Genomic DNA, 15,888 nt, shown 5'->3' on the forward strand with positions numbered 1-15,888 from the left:
CCCACGAATGCGCCAACTACTTCAAATCATGCGGGTACGAACCAGAATGATCGAAAACCGCTCTAGACAAACCCGCCCCCTAAGAAGGCCGGGAGATGCTATGGGCGGCAGGCAGACGCGCAAGTCATTGCGATTCGAGGCTCACTTCATGCAGTGACACCGGATTGCCATGGCGGCGGGCCAGATTGCGGGAACGACGATGACTTCATCAGACCAACCCTTCACGCCTCCCGATCCGATCGATGGTGTTGCCGAAACGCTCGACCACATGGCGATGGCCGGCATTTCGCGGCTCACCGGCGGTATATCCCCGGCGACGCTTGCGCTCTCCGCCATGGACTGGTGTATCCATGTCGCGGTGGCGCCGGGCAAGCAGCTCCAACTGGCCGAAAAGGCCTATCGCAAGAATGTCCGGCTGACCGATTACGCCACGCGCTGCGCCCGCGAAGACGAACCCTGCCCGGCAATCGAGCCACTGCCGCAGGACCACCGGTTCGACGATCCGGCATGGCGAGAAGCGCCTTACGGGCTGATCGCGCAGATGTTTCTGCTGACCCAGCAGTGGTGGCATGCGGCCACCACCGGGGTTCCGGGCGTCAGCCGCCATCATCAGGACATCGTTTCGTTCATGGCCCGGCAGATGCTCGATGTGGCAGCGCCGAGCAATTTCATCGCCACCAATCCGGTCCTGCAGAAGCGCCTGCTCGAAACCGGCGGGCTTTGCCTCGCCGATGGCTGGAAATACTTCATTGAGGATTTCGAACGGCAGGCCCGCGGCGAACCGCCGGTCGGCGCCGAGCAATTCCCGGTCGGCGAAAAGGTCGCCACCACGCCCGGCAAGGTCGTCTATCGCAACGACCTGATCGAACTGATCCAGTACGAACCGACCACCGCGCAGGTCCGGCCCGAGCCGGTGCTGATCGTGCCGGCGTGGATCATGAAGTATTACATCCTCGACCTTTCGCCGGAAAACTCGCTCGTGCGCTGGCTGACCGGTCAGGGCTTCAAGGCTGACCTACCCGCTCGAGCGGCTGGCAGAACGCTGCCCGAAGCGTGCGACGAGGTCGTACTGATCGGCCCGGAAGTGTTGCCGCACGAAGGTGATACTATCCGGGCCGCGCCAGGTCCGCCGCTCGACCACGAGCGTTGCGACCCCGACTTCGACGTCCAGCCAGTCGGCAATGCTGCCGCTGGCCCCTTCCGCCGCGATCCGGGTCTCCGCTTCGTCCCAGGGAACGTGCCGCAGCAGCCAGGAGCCGGGCGCGAGGTGGTCGAAATCGACCCCGGCAATGTCCGGCACCGCCGCGATGTCGACCAGCCGTTGTTCGAAAGCGAAGGGCACGTTGTCGGCCAGATGCAGGCCGTCCAGCGCCAGCACTTGTCCGCCTTCCGGGCCGAAGTGCGCGATGCCGGCCTCGCTCACTTCGCGGCGGATCAGACGATAACGATGCGCCTGCCCGCGCGCGGCCACTTCCTCGGCAAGGTCGTGAATGTCGAGAACCATGGAATGCACGCGCGGCCGCGACACAAAGGAACCCGCCCGCTTGCGCCGTTCGATCAGCCCAGCATCGGCCAGCGCGGATAGCGCCTTGCTGACCGTCATGCGCGAACAGCCGAACTGCTGCATCAGTTCGGCTTCGGTGGGGAGGCGCTCGCCCGGGGCAAGGTCACCCGAGAGAATACGCGCCTCGACCTGGCTGCGGATGCGTTCGCCGAGCGGTCTGGTCATGCCAGCAGCCCTTCCAGCGTCATGCGATACCTGGTCCTGATGGCATCGCGGTTCCGGTGCCGTCCGCCTTCGACCCATTTGATGCCCCGCCGCCAGACGCAGTCGATAGCGCCCTGCCCCGCCGCGAACAGCAAGCCGTCCAGCAGCGCGTCACCGCTGCGACCGATCAATGAAGGATGATCGGCCTCGAGACTGACGATGTCCGCAGGCGAACCGAGGCCCAGCGGAGATGGCGCCGCGAGCGCCTGCTGTCCTCCGGCAAGCGCCCGCTCGAACAGCACCCTTCCCGCCGATCCTCCTTCCGATCCCGCAAGACAATTACGGCGGCGGTGGATCAGCCTCTGCCCGTATTCGAGCAAGCGCAGTTCCTCGGTCATGTCGATCCGCACATTGGAATCCGACCCGATCCCGAACCGCACGCCCTGCCCCAGCGCCTCGACGGCGGGAAACACGCCATCGCCAAGGTTCGCTTCGGTGATCGGGCACAGCCCTGCCACGGCCTTACTCCGGGCAATGGCAGCCAATTCGCTCCGGTCGACGTGGGTGGCATGAACGAGGCACCAGTCGGCGCCGACATCGGCATTGTCCATCAGCCATTGCACCGGGCGCGCACCGCTCCAGTCGCGGCAGTCGGCCACTTCGCGTTCCTGTTCGGCGATGTGGATGTGAACCGGCCCCGCGGGTGCAACGGCCAGCACTTCCCGCAAGGAGGCAGGCGTCACCGCGCGCAACGAATGCGGGGCGACTCCCAGTCTCGCGTCATCCAGTCCCGCCAGAGCGGCGCGCGCGCCATCCAGCAGGCGCCCATAGCTTTCCGGATCGGTGACGAACCGTCGCTGCTGAGCCCCTGCCGTAATGCCGCCGAAGCCGCCCTGCGCATAGAAGACGGGCAGCATCGTCAGCGCCTGACCGGTGCTCGCGGCTGCGGCCGCCAGAGCCCCGGCCATGCGCGCCGGGTTGTCATAGGAGCCCCCATCAGGCGCATTGTGCAGATAGTGGAATTCGCCGACGCGGGTGAAGCCGGCCTCGAGCATTTCCATGTAGGCCAGCGCGGCAATCGCCTCGAACGTATCAGGATCAAGGGCGTGGACAAAACGGTACATGGCCTCCCGCCACGTCCAGAAGCTGTCCTCGCCCTGCCCCCGATGCTCAGCCAGCCCCGCCATGCCGCGCTGGAAGGCGTGGCTGTGCAGGTTGGGCATACCGGGGAGACCGACGGCATGGCGCTCGTCCTCCGGCTGCGGCGGGGTGTCCATTGCCAATGCTGCCACGAGACCATCGGCGACGGTCACGCGCGCATCGCGGCACCAGCCATCCGGTGTGAACAGCGAGGCGAAATGGAGTGTCGTTACCGTGCCCATCGAACCCTTCCTTGCTGGGCGGATGTAATGTCTATACATTAATGAGGCGCGCTGCCAAGAACGTGCCGGCGGCGAACAGGCCGGGAAGGGAGATTCGGCTGCGATGCAATGCGACAGGGCCTGGACCAACGCGCGCCTCGCGACGATGTGCGGGGACGGCGCAGATCGCCTGGGGCTGATCGACAACGGCGTTATCGCCAGTCTGGATGGCCGGATCGTCTATGCCGGACCGGCTGCCTCGGCCCCGAACTTCGCAAGGGCCGAAGTGCACGACTGTGAAGGCCGCTGGATCACGCCAGGCCTGATCGACTGCCACACCCACCTGATCCACGCCGGCAACCGCGCGCATGAATTCGAACTGCGGCTGCAAGGCGCCAGCTATGAAGAAATCGCGCGCGCTGGCGGAGGCATCGTTTCCACGGTCGCCGCCACACGCGCCGCGTCGGAGGACGATCTCGTCGCTGGCGCCCTCCCCCGCCTCGACGCGCTGATCGCCGAGGGCGTCACGACCGTCGAAGTGAAATCGGGCTACGGCCTCTCGCTGGAAGCCGAACGGCGTATGCTACGCGCCGCCCGGCGCCTCGGGGAAGAGCGCGATGTTGGCGTGACGACCACGTTCCTCGGCGCTCATGCCCTGCCCAAGGAATATGCCGGCAATGCCGATGGCTATATCGACGCGGTAGTGCAGGAGATGATCCCGGCGCTGGCGGGAGAAGGCCTTGCCGATGCGGTCGATGCCTTCTGCGAGTCCATCGGCTTCACCAACGCGCAGACCCGCCGCGTACTGGAAGCCGCGCGCAAGGCCGGTCTCCCGGTCAAGCTCCATGCAGAACAATTGTCCAATCAGCACGGCTCGGCCCTCGCGGCAGAATTCGGCGCGCTGTCCGCCGATCACCTCGAATGGCTCGACGATGAGGGTGTCGCTGCGATGGCCCGCGCTGGTACCGTCGCCACGATACTGCCCGGCGCCTATTACTTCACTCGCGAAACCCGCCTGCCGCCGATTGCCGCCCTGCGCGAAGCCGGGGTACCGATGGCACTGGCGACAGACTGCAATCCAGGCACGTCCCCGCTCACTTCGCTGCTGCTCACGATGAACATGGGCGCCACACTGTTCCGGATGACGGTCGAGGAATGCCTGCTCGGCGTCACCCGCCATGCCGCGCAGGCGCTGGGAATGGATGGCGAGATCGGCACGCTGGAAGCGGGCAAGGCTTGCGATCTGGCCGTCTGGACCATCGAGAACCCTGCCGAGCTGGTCTACCGCATCGGCTTCAATCCCCTTCATACCCGCATTCGGAGAGGCCATTGAGCACGATCACTCTCACCCCCGGCGACGTCTCGCTGAGCGACTGGCGCGCGATCTACCGCGGCGCCGAGGTGCGCCTGCACCCGGACGCCGCGCCCGGCATTGCCCGCAGCGCGCAGGCGGTCGCCCGGATCATCGCGCATGGCGAACCGGTCTACGGCATCAACACCGGCTTCGGAAAACTCGCCAGCATCCGCATCGAGGATGCCGATCTTGCGACGCTCCAGCGCAACATTGTGCTCAGCCACGCTGCCGGCACCGGCGAACCGACGCCCGTTCCCGTTGCGCGCCTGATGATGGCGCTCAAGCTCGCCAGCCTCGCACAGGGCGCCTCCGGCATCGCCCCGGCCACCGCTGACCTGCTCGAAGCGATGCTGGTGAAGGGCATCACGCCGGTCATCCCCAGCCAGGGCTCGGTCGGCGCCAGCGGCGACCTTGCCCCGCTCGCGCACATGGCCGCTGCCATGATCGGTGTCGGCGATGTCTTCGTCGATGGGGCCCGGCTTCCGGCGGAAAAAGCCCTTGCGGACGCTGGGCTGGAGCCTGCCCGGCTCGGCCCGAAGGAAGGCCTCGCGCTGCTCAACGGCACCCAGTTCTCTTGCGCATGGGCTCTTGCCGGCCTGTTCGACACCGAACGGCTGCTGCAGACCGCCCTCGTCACCGGCGCACTCTCGACCGAGGCGGCCAAAGGCTCGGACGCGCCGTTCGACCCGCGCATTCATACCCTGCGCGGGCATCGCGGTCAGATCGACACCGCCCATGTCCTGCGCGAGTTGATGGCCGGTTCCGCCATCCGCGCCAGCCACATCGTCAACGACATCCGCGTGCAGGACCCGTATTGCCTGCGCTGCCAGCCGCAGGTCATGGGCGCCGCGCTCGACCTGCTGCGGCAAGCTGCAACGACACTGGCCATCGAAGCAAACGGCGTTTCGGACAATCCGCTGATCTTCACGGAGACCGACGAAGCGCTATCCGGCGGCAATTTCCACGCCGAACCCGTAGCGTTCGCCGCCGACATGATCGCGCTGGCCGTGTGCGAGATCGGTTCACTGAGCGAGCGGCGCGTGGCGATGCTCGTCGATCCGGCGCTGTCCGGCCTGCCGGCGTTCCTCACCCCGGAACCCGGCCTCAATTCCGGCTTCATGATCCCGCAGGTGACGGCCGCCGCGCTCGTCTCGGAGAACAAGCAGCGGGCCTATCCGGCCTCGGTGGATTCGATCCCGACATCGGCCAATCAGGAAGACCACGTTTCGATGGCCGCGCATGGCGCCCGGCGCCTGACAGGTATGGTGCAGAATGCCACCGCCGTCGTCGGCATCGAACTGCTGGCGGCGGCCCAAGGCTGCGATTTCCATGCCCCGCTCACCTCGAGCGATGCGCTCGAAGCGGTGCGCAGCCTCGTGCGCGAGGCCGTACCCGCACTCGGATCGGACCGGCATTTCCATCCCGACATGGAAGCGGCCAATGCCCTCGTGCGGTCGGGCGCCGTTACCGAGACGGCCGGGATGGACCTGCCGGCGCTGGCATGACCGACTGGATCGACATCCAGCGCGGGGACGCCCCGCTGATCGTGTGTTTCCCGCACGGCGGCTCGGCTATCCCGCAGGATCTCGAAGCGCGCCTCACCTCCCCTTGGCTGGCCCGCAAGGACGCCGACTGGCACATCGCCCAGCTCTATGCCTTCGTCCGCGAACGCGGTGCGACAACAGTCGCGACCTCGATTTCGCGCACGGTCGTGGACTGCAACCGCGATCCATCGGGCGCCTCGCTCTATCCGGGCCAGACGACCACGGGCCTGTGCCCGGTCGAGACCTTCGACGGCGAAGCGCTCTACTCTGCCGATCCCCCCGACGCTGCGGAGATCGGGCGCCGCCGCAAGGCCGGGTTCGATCCCTACCACGCCGCCATAGCAGCTGAGATCGAGCGCCTTCGCGCCGCGCATGAGCGCGTGGTCCTCTACGACGCCCACTCGATCCGCAGCCATGTGCCGCGCCTGTTCGAGGGCGAATTGCCGCAATTCAACATCGGCACCGATGGCGGGCGCACCTGCGATTCCGCCCTGCGCTATGCCGTCACGCATACCTGCATCCAAAGTGGCCTGTCGCACGTGGTCGACGGCCGGTTCCGTGGCGGCTGGACCACCCGCCACTATGGCACGCCGGAAAGCGGGATCCACGCCATCCAGATGGAACTGGCCATGCGCGGCTATCTCACCGAACCCGACGCGCCCTCGCCCGAGAACTGGCCCGCCCCTCTCGCCGAGGCGCCCGTTGTTCTGCCCCCCCTGCACCGCGTCATCGACGCATGTCTCGACTTCGCGAAAGGCCGATCATGACCCGCCTCGACAATTCGCGCCGGATCGTTCCGGCAACCGGCACCGCGCGCACCGCCCGAAGCTGGCTGACCGAAGCCCCGCTGCGCATGCTGATGAACAACCTGCACCCGGACGTCGCCGAGCGCCCCGAGGAACTCGTGGTCTACGGCGGCATCGGCCGCGCCGCGCGCGACTGGGAGAGCTACGACCGGATCGTCGAGACGCTGCGCCGGCTTGGAGACGACGAAACGCTGCTGATCCAGTCGGGAAAGCCGGTCGGGGTGTTCCGCACCCATGCCGATGCGCCGCGCGTGTTGCTCGCCAACTCCAACCTCGTGCCCAGGTGGGCAACCTGGGAGCATTTCCAAGAACTCGATCGCAAGGGGCTGGCGATGTACGGCCAGATGACCGCGGGATCGTGGATCTACATCGGCAGCCAGGGCATCGTTCAGGGGACTTACGAGACTTTCGCCGAGATGGGGCGCCAGCACTATGACGCCGACCTGCAAGGCCGCTGGCTGCTCACGGCCGGGCTTGGCGGCATGGGCGGTGCGCAGCCGCTGGCGGCGGTCATGGCCGGCGCCTCGTGCCTTGCCGTGGAATGCCAGGAAAGCCGCATCGAGATGCGCCTGCGTACCGGGTACCTAGACCACCGCGCCGATACCATCGAAGAGGCCGTGGCCCTGATCGACAAGGCCAAGAACGAAGGCAGGGCCGTCTCGGTCGGCCTGCTCGGCAATGCGGCGGAAATCCTGCCCGAGATGTACGCCCGCGGCATTCGGCCGAACCTGCTGACCGATCAGACCTCGGCGCACGATCCGGTCAACGGCTACCTGCCTGCCGGGTGGAGCGTGGCCGAATGGCTGGAACGCCGCGAGCGGGAACCCGATGCCGTTGCCAAGGCGGCCAAGGCCTCGATGGCAATTCATGTGCGCGCCATGCTCGACTTTCAGGCCGCAGGGGTGCCGACCGTCGATTACGGCAACAACATCCGTCAGATGGCCAAGGACGAAGGGGTGGAGAACGCCTTCGACTTCCCCGGCTTCGTGCCCGCCTATATCCGCCCGCTGTTCTGCCGCGGCATCGGCCCGTTCCGCTGGACGGCACTTTCCGGAGATCCGGAGGACATCTACAAGACCGACGCCAAGGTGAAGGAACTGATGCCCGATGACGCGCACCTGCACCGCTGGCTCGACATGGCACGCGAGCGCATCCACTTTCAGGGCCTGCCTGCACGCATCTGCTGGGTCGGGCTCGGCGACCGCCACCGGCTCGGCCTCGCCTTCAATGAAATGGTCGCCAGCGGCGAGTTGAAGGCACCGATGGTGATCGGGCGCGACCATCTCGATTCCGGCTCGGTCGCCAGTCCCAATCGCGAGACCGAAGCGATGCGCGACGGCTCCGATTCGGTGTCGGACTGGCCGCTGCTCAATGCCTTGCTCAACACCGCCAGCGGCGCGACATGGGTCTCGCTGCACCACGGCGGCGGCGTGGGCATGGGCTATTCGCAGCATGCGGGGATGGTGATCGTCGCCGACGGCACCGAAGCGGCTGCGAGGCGTCTGGAACGGGTACTTTGGAACGATCCGGCGACGGGCGTGATGCGCCATGCCGATGCTGGCTACGACATAGCGCTCGATTGCGCCCGCGAGAAGGGGCTGGATCTGCCGGGCATCCTGTAAACCGCGATCGGTTGCGGGATCGGGACAGCAATAGCCTGCGATCGACGGCTGCCCGCGATTGGATATTGCCCTTCCGATGATAAGAACATAATAAGAACCAATGTCTGGTTCCGATCTGCTCGAACGGCTGGGGATTCTCGCCGATGCAGCCAAGTACGATGCATCCTGCGCCTCTTCCGGCACGGACAAGCGTTCGAGCCGGGGTGGGCGCGGCGTCGGGTCAACACAGGGCATGGGTATTTGCCATGCCTACGCGCCGGATGGGCGCTGCATCTCGCTGCTCAAGGTGCTGCTGACCAACCACTGCATCTTCGATTGCCACTACTGCATAAACCGCAAGAGCTCGAACGTCCGCCGCGCGCGCTTCACGCCGGCTGAGGTGGTGCAGCTGACGCTCGACTTCTACCGCCGCAACTACATCGAGGGACTGTTCCTCTCGTCCGGGATCGTGAAGTCCTCCAACCATACGATGGAGCAACTGACCGAAGTCGCCCGCTCGCTGCGCGAGGATCACGACTTTCGCGGCTACATCCACCTGAAGGCCATTCCAGAGGCCGATCCCGAACTGGTCGAGCAAGCCGGGCTCTGGGCCGATCGCATCTCGATCAACGTCGAACTGCCGACCGATCCAGGACTCGCCCGCCTCGCGCCGGACAAGAACGCGGCGCGGATCGAAGGCGCAATGGGCCATATCGGCAGCGCCATCGATGAAGCAAAGGACGCGCGCAAACGCTTCCGCCATGCCCCGCGCTTTGCGCCTGCCGGGCAATCGACGCAGATGATCGTCGGCGCAGATGGCGCGAACGATATCGCGATCATCCAGCGCGCCAGCAGTCTCTACGGCCGCTTCGGCCTGCGCCGGGTTTACTACTCCGCCTTCAGCCCGATCCCCGACGCCAGTGCCATCCTGCCGCTGAAGCGCCCGCCGCTGATCCGCGAGCACCGGCTCTACCAGAGCGACTGGCTCACCCGGTTCTACGGCTTCGCGCCGGAAGAAATCGCCGAAGCCGCGCAGGACGATGGTATGCTGCCGCTCGACATCGATCCCAAACTGGCCTGGGCCCTCAAGCGGCGGGAGGCCTTTCCCGTCGACGTGAATACCGCCCCGCGCGAGGCGCTGCTGCGGGTGCCGGGGCTTGGAACGCGCGCAGTCGATGCCCTGCTCGCCGCCCGCCGGCATCGGCGCCTGCGGCTGGACGATGTGGCGCGGCTGACCGTTTCCGTCGCCCGGCTACGCCCTTTTCTGGTGGCGGCCGACTGGCGCCCCACCCGCCTCACGGACCGCGTCGACCTGCGCCGGATGCTGGCCCCGCCGCAACAGCAGCTGGAACTGTTTGCATGACTCCGGCCCGCAAAATCGCCGAGAGGGTTCACGTGGAGCTTGATGCCCCTGATGATTTCGCAGGCTGGCGCGAACGGGCAAGGGCTCTGGTGGCAGCGCATATCGCGCCGGAGCACGTGTCTTGGAGCGTTGCCGGTGGCACGACGGGGGATCTCTTCGCTACCATGGCCAGCGCTCCTCCGCCGGAAGCGAACCCAGCTGCACTGGTTCGTGCCAGCGCCCGGTTTCTCGATCTCGCAAAAACGGCCCTGCTGCACCGCGCGCCTGAACGCTTCTCGCTGCTCTACGACCTGCTCTGGCGCCTGCAAGCAAACCGGCACCTGATGGACGATGCCGCCGACGGGCAGGTCCGCGAACTCGAGCGGCTGGCCCGGACCGTTCGGCGCGACATCCACAAGATGCGGGCCTTCGTGCGCTTTCGCAGCATGCGCGACGAGACCGGAGGCGAGCGCTTCGTCGCCTGGTTCGAACCGGAACACCACATCGTGCGGGCCAATGCCGCCTTCTTCGTCGACCGCTTCGCCAATCAGCAGTGGTCCATCCTCACGCCCTCGCTCAGCCTGCATTGGGACGGGTCGGCGCTGCAGGAAGGCCCGGCAGCCCGGCGCGAGGATGCCCCCGATCACGACGCCACCGAAGCGGCATGGCAGCGCTACTATGCCTCGATCTTCAATCCGGCGCGGCTGAAAGTGAGCGCGATGCTCAAGGAAATGCCGCGCAAGTACTGGAAGAACATGCCCGAGACGCGGCTGATCCCGGACCTGATAGCAGGTGCGCAGGCCCGCGAGGCCGCAATGATCGCCATCGCCGGCGAAGACATCGCATCGTCGCCCATGCCTGCAAATCTGGCGGACATAGCCGAAGGTATCTCCGACTGCAGCCGCTGCCCCATCGGCTGCAATGGTACGCGCGCAGTGCCCGGTGAAGGCCCGACGCAGGCGCGGCTGCTCATACTCGGCGAGCAGCCCGGCGATACCGAGGAAACCATGGGCCGTCCTTTCGTCGGACCTGCGGGAGCCGTGCTCGATAGGCATCTGGCGGAAGCCGGCATCGACCGGAGTGCAGCCTACCTCACCAATGCCGTGAAGCATTTCAAATTCTTACCGCGCGGCAAGAAACGGCTGCACCAGAACCCTTCTGCCAGAGAGATCGATCACTGCCGCTGGTGGCTGGACGCCGAACGCGCGCTGGTGCGCCCGGACTGGATTCTCGCCTTGGGCGCCAGCGCAGGCCGCGCCCTGCTCGGACGCACCCCCAGCGTGGGCCGTGAACGCGGTGTTCCTGTGCCCCTCCCCGACGGCACGCACATGCTGCTGACCGCCCATCCAAGCTATCTGCTGCGGCTGGAAGGCGATGCGCGCGAGCGGGAGACAGCCCGTTTCGTCCAGGATTTGAAAGTTCTGGCAGAGGCGCTTTCAAGCCAGCACTGGCGCCCCGAACTCCGTCAGGCTGCGGAGAGGATTTCCACTTCGGGATGAACCTGCGCCAGGTGATCGACGATGGCCAGATGCAGGGGCCGCTCGAATTCGACGCCAACCTGCGTGGCATTGGCCCAGCGCACATAGCCGGACCACGATTCCATCCCTTCCAGCTTGATAGTGACGCATCGTCCAGGACTTGCAGTTGGAGACGAAAGCTGAATCCGGCAGCCCCATTGCGAAATGTCGAGCATGGTGCCGCCAATCCGCGTCTTGCAACTATCGCGCACGACTGCCGACGCGCCCAAGGTAAGGCGTTTTTCGCGGCGCTGGCCCCACGATTGCTTCGGCTGGTGATCGTCCGTCATGTGACGCCCTCACAACTACGAGGACAATTTAGACAGAGATGTCCTAAATTTTTCTTGAACCTCGGTTCTTTGGCTGGAAACGCGGCTTAAGATCGCCTGGCCGGATCAAGCGTCGGTAAATCCCAGTGCCAGCCTGGCCAGTTCGGGAAACGCTTCGGCCCGTTCCTTCGCCTGCGCGTTGGCGGCGGTGCCACGAATGACGCGCCCCTTGATGCCGTGAAAGATCGCGGCGAGGCGGAAAAAGTTGAACGCCAGGTAGTAGCGGTAGTCGGGCAGCCCCTCGCGGCCCGTGCGGCGGCAATAGGCAGCGACGTAGTCTTCCTCACTGGGAATGCCGAGCGCGGCGATGTCCGCGCCGCCGAGCCCTGCCACGATGTGCGGCGGCATGTGGTACATCATCGCGTGATAGGCGAAGTCCGCCAGCGGATGGCCCAGCGTCGATAGCTCCCAGTCGAGCACCGCCAGCACGCGCGGCTCGGTCGGGTGGAAGATCATGTTGTCGATGCGGAAGTCGCCGTGGATAACGGAGGAGGCGCCATCGTCCTCGGGCATGTTCACCTCCAGCCACTCGATCACCGCGTCCATGGCCTCGTCGCGCCCCGCCGCCTCGTCCTCGCGGTACTGGCGCGACCAGCGGCCGACTTGCCGGGCGAAGTAATTGCCCGGCTTGCCGTAATCGCCGAGGCCGATCGTCTCGGGATCATAGGAATGGAGCTGCGCGATCGTCGCGTTCATCGCGTCGAAGATCGCGGCGCGTTCTTCGTTGGAAACGCCGGGTACGGTTGCATCCCAGAAGATGCGGCCCTCGACCATTTCCATCACGTAGAACCAGGTGCCGATCACGCTCTCATCAGTGCACAAGCCGTAGACGCGCGCGACCGGGAAGCCCTGCGCATGGAGCGCGGTCAGCACCTTGGCCTCGCGCTCCACGGCATGGGCGCCCTTGAGGATCTCGCCGGGCGGCTTGCGGCGCAGGACATAGCTGCGCGCGGGGGTCACAAGCTTGTAGGTCGGGTTCGACTGCCCACCTTTGAACTGCTCGACGCCCAGCGGCCCGGCGTAGCCTTCGACATTGGCCTTTAGCCAGTTTTCGAGCGCCGCCTCGTCGAAGGCATAGCCCTCGCGAACGGCCGTGGTCCCGGTATTGGCTTCGGCGAGGTCGTTCATGCGTTCTGCGCTTCCTGCGCCTGCTTCCACTCCCGCTTGATCTTCTTGGCGAGGCTCCACTTGTGAACCTCGGTCGGGCCGTCGTAGATGCGGAAGGCGCGGACTTCGCGGAAGACCTGCTCGACGATGGTGCGGTCGGTCACGCCGGTACCGCCCATCACCTGCACGCAGTTGTCGGCAATCGTCATCATCGACTCGCTGACCGAAACCTTGGTCATCGAGCTTTCGACGGTGCCGAGCGAGCCAGTGTCGAGAACGCTGGCACACCAGTCGATCATCAGTTCACTCTGCTCGATCAGGATCTTGTTCTGCGCCAGCATGAAGCCCACGCCCTCGTGATCGATCAGCGTCTTACCGAAAGCCTCGCGGCGGCAGGCGTAGTCGGTGGCGATCTCCTGCGCGCGGATGCAGGCACCCAGCCAGCGCATGCAGTGCGAAAGGCGCGCTGGCGACAGGCGCACCTGCGCGTACTTGAAGCCTTCGCCCGGCTGGCCGAGCATCTGGTCCGCCGGAATGCGCAGGTTATCTAGCGTCAGCGTCGCGTGGCCGCCCGGCATCGAACTGTCGATAGTGTTGGGTATCTCGTCGATGCGGATCGCGTCATCGGGCAGGTCGACGAGAAACATACAGGCGCCGCCCTTGGTGTCCTCTTCCTCGGACGCGGCCATGACGATGCCGACCTTCGCGCCCTTGGCACCGGTGATGAAGGTCTTGCGGCCATTGACGATCCAGTGGTTGCCGTCGCGGCGGCAGGTCGTCTTCATCATTGAGGGATCGGAGCCCGCTCCGCCCCATTCGGCGGGCTCGGTCATGAAGAAGGCCGAACGCGCGGTGCCGTCGATCAGCTTGTTGAGGAAGCGCTCCTTGAGTTCGGGCGAGCCGACATGACCGATCAGGTACATGTTCCCCTCGTCGGGCGCGAAGGTGTTGCAAGCCAGCGGGCCCAGCGGCGACAGGCCCGACTTGATCAGGACATAGGCCGTCTCGCGCTGCGTCAGGTGCGAACCATCGTCACGGATGTGCGGCGTCAGCACGCCGGCGGCGCGAGCCTTATCGCGCATTTCCATCACGAGTTCGTCGGTCGGCGCGCCGTGATGATCGCGGCGCGTGTCCTTTTCGTAGGGCACGACGACTTCGCGCACGAAAGCCTCGACTTTCGCGCCCATCTCGCGCGCATAGTCGGAAATGGCAGCCGGGTTGGTCTGAAGTACGGTCATTACTGGAGCACTCTCACAGGATCGGTGCCGTCCCAGTCACGGGCGGCATCCTTCATCATCTGGAACAGGCCCTCGGAACCCGCCATCGGCTGGAGATATTCGATCACGTAGCCCGGGCCCTTGCCCGGATCGACGTAGATCACTTCTCCGTCTTCCCCAACTTTGCCCTCGACGATCACTTCCGCACCCGACTCGGCACAGGCCGCTCGGGCGGCCTTGATATCATCGACGAACACGCAGACGTGGTGCAGGCGGTCCCGCACCGCGTATTCGCCGTGGTAGAGCGACGGCTCGGTGCTGTCCGTCTTGATCAGTTCGATCTGGATGTCGTTCCAGTAGCCGATCGCCATCGTGAAAACAGCCTCGGTCGGAGCGCCCTTGTACTTCATCTCGCCGAGCTTGACGTCGTTGAGGACGAAGAACGGCCCGACACCGACCGTCTCGATCCAGTATGTCATCGCCGCATCGAAATCGGTCGGGAAATAGGCAAGCTGGATCACCGGGCCGAGCGCCTTGAGCGGCCCCGGCGCTGCAGGGTTCGGGATCATGCGAAGAGTCCTTCCGGTTTCTCGATCAAGTCCTTGAGCGTCTGCAGGAACTGCGCGCCGGCAGCCCCGTCGATCGCCCGGTGGTCGACCGAGAGCGTGAACGAGATGCGGGTCTCGAAGGCAATGCCCCCCGCGGCAGTCTCGACCGGCTGACGCTGCGCCGCGCCGACGGCAAGGATCGCACCCTGCGGCGGATTGATGATCGCATCGAAGTTCTCGATGCCGAACATGCCGAGATTGGAGACGGAGAACGTTCCGCCTTCCATATCCTCCATGGAGAGGCCCTTGCCTTGTGCCTTGTCGATCAGGCGGCGGGTTTCGGCGGCAAGCTGGTCGATGCGCATCAGATTGGCCTGACGCACGACCGGGGTGACGAGGCCCTTGGGGCTGGCAACCGCAATCGACACGTCAGCGTGCGGGAAGCGGTGGATTTCCTGCCCGTGGACCTGCACGTTGACGTCAGGATGCTTGACCAGCGCCATGGCCGAGGCCTTGACGATCCAGTCGTTCACCGAAGCCTTGCAGCCCAGCACGAGGTTCGCGGTCTTTCGCATTTCCAGCAGTGCATCGGCACTGGCGGACATACGCAGGTAGAAGTGCGGCAGTTCCTGCTTCGCCTGGGTGAGGCGCTGGGCCACAACCTTGCGAATGCGATCGAACGGGACGACTTCGGGCCGGTTCTCGCCGGGTACGAACTCCGGTATGCCCACGCTGCCCGAACAGGGCTTGGGCATCAGCGCCAGTACGTCGGCCTTTGAAATACGGCCGCGCGCGCCGGTCCCGGTCACGCCCGACAGCGCAATGCCATTGATAGCGGCAATCCGGCGTGCCAGTGGCGAGGCAAAGACCTTGAGGTCGTCTTCCTCCACCGCGACCGTACCCTTGAGCGACGGCGAGGCAGGGCCGCGAAGTGCCTTTACGACGTCCTGATGGGTGATGCGGCCACCGCGACCGGAACCCTCGATATCGCCAATGTCGACGCCTTCCTCTTCAGCCAGGCGCAGCGCCTCCGGACTGATCGGACGGTTGGTATCGATCTTGATTCGCTTCTTTTCGACTTCCGCCGGTGCGGCCACCGCAGGGGCCGGTTCCGGCTCGGCCCTGGCCTTCGAAGCGCCCTGCGCCAAGCCGCCTTCGGCTGGCTTGAAGCTGGCCACGAACGCCTCGATGTCGGCATCCGAATTGCTGCCGTCGTCAAAAACGGCCAGCAGCGCGCCGACGGGTTCGGCTTCAGAGCCGCCATCGACGATAATCTTGCGCACGGTGGCGTCGTATTCGGCTTCGACCTCATTGGTAATCTTGGCGGTCTCGATCAGGCACAGCGTATCGCCGCGCTTGAAGGAGTCCCCCTCTTTCACCATCCATTCGGCAATCGTGCCCTCGGTCATTTCGATGCCCCACTTGGGCATCGTAAAGGCGCGGATACGGCTCAT

Annotated in this window: 13 protein-coding genes and 1 pseudogene; 7 read left to right on the plus strand and 7 right to left on the minus strand. The window is 65.6% G+C overall.

The genetic code is table 11. The features are described 5' to 3' along the window. Positions 1 to 199 precede the first annotated feature (199 nt). Positions 200 to 1,006 (plus strand): annotated as a pseudogene (locus IEX64_RS19145) (poly-beta-hydroxybutyrate polymerase N-terminal domain-containing protein); the annotation flags it as partial. Positions 1,007 to 1,015: 9 nt separating this feature from the next. Here the strand turns inward: IEX64_RS19145 and hutC are convergent. Both hutC and IEX64_RS19155 read right to left on the minus strand, forming a co-directional pair. After that, positions 1,016 to 1,729, minus strand: coding sequence for a histidine utilization transcriptional repressor HutC (gene hutC, locus IEX64_RS19150; protein ID WP_188822385.1), 714 nt, complete (start codon positions 1,727 to 1,729; stop codon positions 1,016 to 1,018). Next, entirely contained in the window at positions 1,726 to 3,090 is a 1,365-nt protein-coding gene (locus IEX64_RS19155) for a formimidoylglutamate deiminase (protein WP_188822264.1), read from the minus strand. The genes hutC and IEX64_RS19155 overlap by 4 nt, the downstream gene beginning before the upstream one ends. A gap of 103 nt (positions 3,091 to 3,193) precedes the next feature. On the opposite strand from IEX64_RS19155, the gene hutI reads away from it, so the two are divergent. From hutI to IEX64_RS19185, 6 genes are all read left to right on the plus strand, one after another. Beyond that, on the plus strand, positions 3,194 to 4,402 hold the full coding sequence (gene hutI / locus IEX64_RS19160; protein ID WP_188822266.1) for an imidazolonepropionase: 1,209 nt from the start codon (positions 3,194 to 3,196) through the stop codon (positions 4,400 to 4,402). Beyond that, positions 4,399 to 5,928 carry a histidine ammonia-lyase gene (gene hutH / locus IEX64_RS19165; protein WP_188822268.1) on the plus strand — a complete coding sequence of 510 codons (1,530 nt, stop codon included), beginning with the start codon at positions 4,399 to 4,401 and terminating at the stop codon, positions 5,926 to 5,928. Before hutI ends, hutH begins: the two co-directional genes overlap by 4 nt. Then, positions 5,925 to 6,734 carry an N-formylglutamate deformylase gene (gene hutG, locus IEX64_RS19170; RefSeq protein WP_188822270.1) on the plus strand — a complete coding sequence of 270 codons (810 nt, stop codon included), beginning with the start codon at positions 5,925 to 5,927 and terminating at the stop codon, positions 6,732 to 6,734. The genes hutH and hutG overlap by 4 nt, the downstream gene beginning before the upstream one ends. After that, the gene (hutU, locus tag IEX64_RS19175; protein ID WP_188822272.1) at positions 6,731 to 8,395 is read left to right on the plus strand and encodes a urocanate hydratase; all 1,665 of its coding nucleotides are present in this window, start codon (positions 6,731 to 6,733) and stop codon (positions 8,393 to 8,395) included. The genes hutG and hutU overlap by 4 nt, the downstream gene beginning before the upstream one ends. A gap of 100 nt (positions 8,396 to 8,495) precedes the next feature. Then, positions 8,496 to 9,737, plus strand: a complete 1,242-nt coding sequence (locus tag IEX64_RS19180; protein ID WP_188822274.1) for a putative DNA modification/repair radical SAM protein — start codon at positions 8,496 to 8,498, stop codon at positions 9,735 to 9,737. Beyond that, the gene (locus IEX64_RS19185; RefSeq protein ID WP_188822276.1) at positions 9,734 to 11,215 is read left to right on the plus strand and encodes a UdgX family uracil-DNA binding protein; all 1,482 of its coding nucleotides are present in this window, start codon (positions 9,734 to 9,736) and stop codon (positions 11,213 to 11,215) included. Before IEX64_RS19180 ends, IEX64_RS19185 begins: the two co-directional genes overlap by 4 nt. Here the strand turns inward: IEX64_RS19185 and IEX64_RS19190 are convergent. The 5 genes from IEX64_RS19190 to IEX64_RS19210 all read right to left on the minus strand — a co-directional run bounded on the left by IEX64_RS19190 (position 11,182) and on the right by IEX64_RS19210 (position 15,888). Then, positions 11,182 to 11,523, minus strand: coding sequence for a PilZ domain-containing protein (locus IEX64_RS19190; protein ID WP_188822277.1), 342 nt, complete (start codon positions 11,521 to 11,523; stop codon positions 11,182 to 11,184). The two genes, IEX64_RS19185 and IEX64_RS19190, sit on opposite strands and share 34 nt — an antisense overlap. Before the next feature lie 105 nt (positions 11,524 to 11,628). After that, positions 11,629 to 12,690 carry a phosphotransferase gene (locus IEX64_RS19195; RefSeq protein WP_188822280.1) on the minus strand — a complete coding sequence of 354 codons (1,062 nt, stop codon included), beginning with the start codon at positions 12,688 to 12,690 and terminating at the stop codon, positions 11,629 to 11,631. Then, positions 12,687 to 13,907: an acyl-CoA dehydrogenase family protein gene (locus tag IEX64_RS19200; RefSeq protein ID WP_229710583.1), complete on the minus strand. Its 1,221-nt coding sequence runs from the start codon at positions 13,905 to 13,907 to the stop codon at positions 12,687 to 12,689. Before IEX64_RS19200 ends, IEX64_RS19195 begins: the two co-directional genes overlap by 4 nt. After that, complete coding sequence (locus tag IEX64_RS19205; protein WP_188822282.1) at positions 13,907 to 14,455, minus strand: VOC family protein; 549 nt, start codon at positions 14,453 to 14,455, stop codon at positions 13,907 to 13,909. Before IEX64_RS19205 ends, IEX64_RS19200 begins: the two co-directional genes overlap by 1 nt. Further along, on the minus strand, positions 14,452 to 15,888 hold the full coding sequence (locus IEX64_RS19210; protein WP_188822284.1) for a dihydrolipoamide acetyltransferase family protein: 1,437 nt from the start codon (positions 15,886 to 15,888) through the stop codon (positions 14,452 to 14,454). Before IEX64_RS19210 ends, IEX64_RS19205 begins: the two co-directional genes overlap by 4 nt.

Origin of the sequence: Novosphingobium indicum, from assembly GCF_014645195.1 — a bacterium.
In the GTDB taxonomy this organism is placed as follows: Bacteria; Pseudomonadota; Alphaproteobacteria; order Sphingomonadales; family Sphingomonadaceae; genus Novosphingobium; species Novosphingobium indicum.

Bases quoted from the DNA above. Each gene is read 5' to 3' on its own strand.
- IEX64_RS19185 (WP_188822276.1), top strand. From the start codon at position 9,734: ATGACTCCGGCCCGCAAAATCGCCGAGAGGGTTCACGTGGAGCTTGAT.
- hutG (WP_188822270.1), top strand. From the start codon at position 5,925: ATGACCGACTGGATCGACATCCAGCGCGGGGACGCCCCGCTGATCGTG.
- IEX64_RS19190 (WP_188822277.1), bottom strand. From the start codon at position 11,523: ATGACGGACGATCACCAGCCGAAGCAATCGTGGGGCCAGCGCCGCGAA.
- IEX64_RS19210 (WP_188822284.1), bottom strand. From the start codon at position 15,888: ATGAGCCGTATCCGCGCCTTTACGATGCCCAAGTGGGGCATCGAAATG.
- hutI (WP_188822266.1), top strand. From the start codon at position 3,194: ATGCAATGCGACAGGGCCTGGACCAACGCGCGCCTCGCGACGATGTGC.
- IEX64_RS19205 (WP_188822282.1), bottom strand. From the start codon at position 14,455: ATGATCCCGAACCCTGCAGCGCCGGGGCCGCTCAAGGCGCTCGGCCCG.
- hutC (WP_188822385.1), bottom strand. From the start codon at position 1,729: ATGACCAGACCGCTCGGCGAACGCATCCGCAGCCAGGTCGAGGCGCGT.
- IEX64_RS19200 (WP_229710583.1), bottom strand. From the start codon at position 13,907: ATGACCGTACTTCAGACCAACCCGGCTGCCATTTCCGACTATGCGCGC.
- hutU (WP_188822272.1), top strand. From the start codon at position 6,731: ATGACCCGCCTCGACAATTCGCGCCGGATCGTTCCGGCAACCGGCACC.
- IEX64_RS19195 (WP_188822280.1), bottom strand. From the start codon at position 12,690: ATGAACGACCTCGCCGAAGCCAATACCGGGACCACGGCCGTTCGCGAG.
- IEX64_RS19155 (WP_188822264.1), bottom strand. From the start codon at position 3,090: ATGGGCACGGTAACGACACTCCATTTCGCCTCGCTGTTCACACCGGAT.
- IEX64_RS19180 (WP_188822274.1), top strand. From the start codon at position 8,496: ATGTCTGGTTCCGATCTGCTCGAACGGCTGGGGATTCTCGCCGATGCA.